3 protein-coding genes and 1 pseudogene are annotated in these 5,414 nt (G+C 48.9%); 3 read left to right on the forward strand and 1 reads right to left on the reverse strand.

Annotated elements, in window-relative coordinates; translation table 11 throughout:
• The 3 genes and pseudogenes from OB13_RS17775 to OB13_RS17785 all read left to right on the forward strand — a co-directional run.
• A pseudogene (locus tag OB13_RS17775) lies at positions 1–146 on the forward strand (DUF1343 domain-containing protein); the annotation flags it as partial.
• Positions 147–150: 4 nt separating this feature from the next.
• On the forward strand, positions 151–1,089 hold the full coding sequence (gene fmt, locus OB13_RS17780) for a methionyl-tRNA formyltransferase (RefSeq protein ID WP_461491529.1): 939 nt from the start codon (positions 151–153) through the stop codon (positions 1,087–1,089).
• Positions 1,086–1,574 carry a dihydrofolate reductase gene (locus OB13_RS17785; RefSeq protein ID WP_461491530.1) on the forward strand — a complete coding sequence of 163 codons (489 nt, stop codon included), beginning with the start codon at positions 1,086–1,088 and terminating at the stop codon, positions 1,572–1,574. Before fmt ends, OB13_RS17785 begins: the two co-directional genes overlap by 4 nt.
• Before the next feature lie 57 nt (positions 1,575–1,631).
• On the opposite strand, the gene porU2 is transcribed toward OB13_RS17785, so the two are convergent.
• The coding region (porU2, locus tag OB13_RS17790; RefSeq protein ID WP_461491531.1) for a putative type IX secretion system sortase PorU2 at positions 1,632–5,414 on the reverse strand (3,783 nt) is incomplete at its 5' end.

Raw genomic sequence — 5,414 nt, forward strand, 5'->3', positions numbered from 1 at the left:
TCGAAAAGCTGGCGGGAACATCGGCCTTGCGCGAGCAAGTAAAAGCAGGCAAAACCGAAGCTGAGATAAGAGCGAGCTGGGAGCCGGCGCTTTCTGATTATAAAGTACTCCGCAAAAACTACCTGCTATACCCTGATTTTGAATAGCACTATGCCCCGGGATTTACGAATCGTGTTCATGGGTACGCCTGATTTTGCGGTGCCCACCCTGCAGGCGCTGGTGGAGCACCACTACCACGTTGTAGCCGTCATCACGGCCCCCGACAAGCCCGCCGGCCGCGGTCAGAAGATACAGCAATCACCTGTGAAGGAATATGCCGTATCACAAGGTATACCTGTTTTGCAGCCTACGAATCTGAAGTCAGAGGCTTTTCTGGAAGAGCTGCGCAGCTACCGGGCCAACCTGCAGATCATCGTGGCCTTCCGGATGCTGCCCGAGGTGGTGTGGGCTATGCCAGAACTGGGATCTTTCAACATTCATGCTTCGCTGCTGCCGGCTTACCGTGGGGCTGCCCCGATCAATTGGGCCATCATCAACGGTGAAAAAGAAACAGGGGTCACCTCCTTTTTCCTCAAGCATGAGATTGACACCGGTGACCTCATTTTCCAGGATCGGGTGCCTGTGCTGGAAGAAGATGACTTTGGCAGCATGTATGAAAAACTCAAGCACAAGGGCGCTGAACTGGCCGTTCGCACGGTACAGGCCATAGCGAGTGATCAGGTACAACCGCAGCCGCAGGCAACTGCTGCTGAGACAAAGCACGCGCCCAAAATATTCAAAGAAACCTGCGAGATCAACTGGAACCAACCCGCCCGACAGGTGCGTGATTTTATCCGGGGTCTTTCTCCCTACCCGGCCGCCTGGACCCGCTTTGATGGAAAGACGTTTAAGATCTTTAAAACAGAGACCCTGGAAAACACGGCTTATACGCAGGAGCCCGGGCAACTCATAACGGATAACAAAACGTTTCTGCATGTACAGACAGCCGCTGGCGCCTTGGCCATTCTGGACCTCCAGATGGAAGGTAAGAAACGAATGCCGGTGCAGGATCTGTTGCGGGGCTATACCTTTAACGCTTCAGTTTCATGATTGCAATCGTCGTAGCCATAGCCGACAACCATGTAATTGGCAAGGACAACCAGCTCATCTGGCACCTGCCGGCAGACTTGCGCCACTTCAAGCAAAAGACCATGGGGCATCCTATGATCATGGGCCGCAAGACATTCGACTCGATCGGCAAGCCACTGCCGGGGCGCACTACGATCATCGTTACCCGCCAGCAGAACTTCGAGGCAGCGGGCTGTCTGGTGGCACACACTGTGCAAGAAGCTATTGACATGGGAAGGGAACTGGATACAGAACAGGTAAGTATCGTTGGCGGTGCCGAAATTTACAAACAAGCGATGCCTTTTGTGGATACTCTATACTTGACGCGCGTGCACCATACCTTCGAGGGCGACACCTATTTTCCGGAATTGCCTGAAAAGGAATGGCAGCAGATCAGCGCTGAACACCACGAGTCAGATGAAAAGAACAGGTATAGCTATAGTTTCATTGAGCTGCGGAGAAAATAACCGGTAACAAAAAAGGAGCACTTCGAAGTGCTCCTTTTTTGTTTGCCTTAACAGCGATTAGCGCAATATGTAGAGTTTGCCGTAGCCATTGACAAAGGCCTTGTCGCCTTTTTTCCAGATGTGTTTCATCTCCTCCACTTCCTGCGGCATGACCACCCGGTACAGGTATACCCCGTTGGCCAGTTTATCGCCATACGTATCGGTACCGTCCCAGGCATACTCGGTTTTGTTGTTGCCGATGCGTATCGGCCCGATCTCCTCCTTCAGGATCTCCTTCACTATTTTGCCTGTCACCGTCATGATCTGGATTTTGAAGTCATGCGGTATGATGCCACCCGTCAGCGTAAAGATAAACTGTGTCTTAGACGAGAAGGGATTCGGATACGGATAGAAGTTCGTGATCTTGGACTCATTCTCCACTTCAAAGCTGATCCGGTAAGGAGATACGCCCGAGGCTTTGCCGGTCACATCGCGACCGCGTACTTCCAGGGTATAGATGCCGTTTGCCAGACGCTCCGGCTTGTATTCAAACTTAAAGTCATTTTTTTCATCAGCCGGATAGAAGCGAACTTCATTTGGGTTGTTCCCTACCGTGACTTCATGCTGTATGCCCTCCGTATCGATCAGGATCACAGACATGGCTGAGGCATCCTGCAGGAAAGCGTGCCTGTTCTCATCTTTCATTGTAATGCTGATAAGCGGGCTCGGCGACACCAGTTCTCCATCCATGATGTGTACCCCATCAAAGGCTACGTCCAGCAGAGGGTGTAGTTTGGAGTTGACCTGGAAAGGCACTTCGTAAATATTATTCTGGTATTGCTGTTCCGGCTGCAGACGCGGATTGACATACATGCTGATCTTATAATTGCCGTCTAAGGCTACTGTTGGCATGCTGAAGTTAAAGAAGGCTGTTTTATTTCCTTCCAGCGGTTCTATTTTAATCTGCGATACAGCAGGCTGTATGCCTGCTCCCGTTACAGTCACTTCTACTACCACCGAGTCGCGGAAAGCATAGGGCGTAACGTTCTGGAAAGCCATCGGCACATGAATAGCCCCTCTGCCAGCCTGCTCAGATATGATCTGCTCGCTCACTTCCACCAGATCAGGCCGGATGACCCCCTCAGGTGCTGCATCGTAGTATACCATCCACTGCCTCAACTGCGGAGCAGTACGAGCTTCCGTATCGGTCAGCGTGGCCATGAGCTGCAGATTCGGATACTCTTCTGCTTTTATAGTCGCCAGGTTGTGCGTTTTATCTTGTATGTTCTCTTGCAACAGTTCCCGTTCACCAGTTGCCTTTACTCCATAGAGACTCATCTTGTAACTGTCGTTGCCTTCTCCCGAACGTTCAATAGTATGGTGCAGGCTTCCCCAGTTCAGAGCCGGTCCGATGAGGGTGGAAGTAATGGTTCCTTCCTGCATTTTGGTTTGCAAGGTGGTTCTGAGCGTAATTACCTGGGATGTACCAGGCGTAGCTCCGGCAGCATCAGCAGTAGCCTCCTGGGCGGTACCAACAGCAGCTCCCTTCTGACCTACAATCGCATAAGGATGGCCTGTCTTCAACTCATTAATCAAGCCCGAGCCTATGCTTTGGAAGGCAGCTTTCAACCCCGGCGAAAAGATCTCAAACGGCACCTTATTCATGCTAATGGCCAACACATAGTAATCTTGAGGGATAGCCTCTAGAAACCTTTGCATATTCGCTCTAACAGTCGGATTATTTAAGTCTCCATACTGGTACATATCCGGTATCCAGGTACATCCGGCGAAACCAGGCACTTTAGTTCTTTCAAGAGTAGCCTTATCCAGTACAAAAAAGTACATACGAGGTGCAGACGATCCTTCAAAGTTCCCGCATGCATTGTGTGTTACGACAGTGCCATTGATGAATATGCCATAAGGGGGTTGTATGTATCTTGTATCTCCACCAACTGCACGAATTTCAATATTTGCATACAGCGGATTGAACTCCCACTTTGACGAAGCTTCCTCATATTTTAGACTTTTCAGTTCTGCCCTCGTGAATTGGCCGCTATGGCTTTGAGACCAGCCACCCGTAGTGTTAGGTATAAACCTGAATGAGCTTTGTACCCATACCGTGTCCTCACCAGGAGCAAAACTATCGAATCTGGCCCGCCAGTAAAATACCGTACTATCGAGTGCAGGCTGTTGCAGCGGCAGGGTAGTCTCCCATGCTGGCAAGACGCCAGGCTCCGCTTTATAGGTTCTTTTCAGGGCAGATTTAAAAGTTGAGGCAGTGTCCAGTTCAAAGTATACACCCTTTGGTTCAGCTCCCAGCTGTGTTGACTGCACCACAAGATTAACATTTGTACTGTTGACAATGGAATATTCCATAGGCGCCAGTACGGATATTCCAGAGCTTGGCAGGAAGTGCTGTAGCTGCAGCACATTGTTCTCTTCTTTAAGTTCCTCAACAGCGTCTGTATGATCCAATTTAACTTCAAAATGGTTCATACCTGCTGCAGCTATACCTGTATTAGGCAGCACAAGACTGAGCTGATCTTTTTTAAGAATCGGTTTAACCCGTATTGTGCCGGATTCTACCACAGTATTATCAGGTAATGTTCGCTTTACAGATACATCCACTGAGTCTGTTATAGCTTTCCCCAGATTGTTTACATTTACTTCCAGTACCAGTTTTTCAGAAATTGAAGTAGCAACTTGACCCGACTCATCTTTCAGGGAAAAAGCATTATTCTCAAAGGTATAGTCCGGTTTGCTTGGCGCGTAAGGTTTCACAGCAGGATCCCCCTGCAGTACCATCTGGGTCATCGTAGCGACATAATACGCCCCTTTGTGCGAGTCGCTATAGCGTCTTACTGCTTCTTTTTGAATTTCTCCAATTGTACGTCCGTAGAAATTGGGATCGCTAAATGCCGTCTGATAGTAATTGAGAGAATATACATACAAGGGAATGTCGCCACCTGTATCTGAATGCGCTATAAAGGAGATCGCTCCTCTGTCCGGCGTAAGCAACCAGTCTTCGCCAAAAGATCTGAAGTTGTATATAAACGCATCCCCGGTTCCGCAGCCATTCATAAGTATGAAAGGATACTTCCCTTTATTTCGATACCCATTTATATTAATGGAGGCAAAGCCTATGTCAAGATCACTTGTGGTAGCAGAACTATGCCCAAAGAACGTCATCATGGATAAACCTGCATTTACCTCCTCGGCAACGTTGATTATGTTAACTACTTCACTCACACTTTGGCGGTTCTTTTCAATCACATTGGCTCCCAGAAAAGGGCCCTCAGCAATGCTTTTATATGTTCTGAGCCACCCGATAAACTGATTAATTTGAGCGTTGCTACTTCCCCCTCCAAGCTGTAGTATATTTTTCCGCCAGGCTAACCCCTCAGGGAGCGCCTCATGCTCTTTAATCTTATTCAGGTAACTTAAGATTTCCTCTGGTTTAGTCACGGGTAAACGCCCGGTCGCCGCCCTGGGTTCGTAACGGTCATTTCTAAAATCAGCCGTAAAGAATATATCGGAGGAAGGAATCATACCTGTTGGCACCAGATCTAATTCGTGCACCTTAGCATACCTGTCCCCTACATGATAAAGGCTGACCTTGTTATTATGTAATTTTTTATAATCATCTGCTGCATACTTCATTCCTTTCCCGATCAGGAACAAATGCTTTGGTCGCTCGGAGGTAAGCATATACCCCATGAATTTACGGATGGCATTGGAAGAGAACTCGCCGTAGTGGAACTGGTCCACAACCTGATCCATATGAAGCAGCAACGTATCGTAGCTACCACCTGCCGCGGATGCCCGATAGGCGGCATATTCGTGCGGAGCAGATTTCTGCGA

This window comes from Pontibacter sp. HJ8 (genome assembly GCF_054824225.1).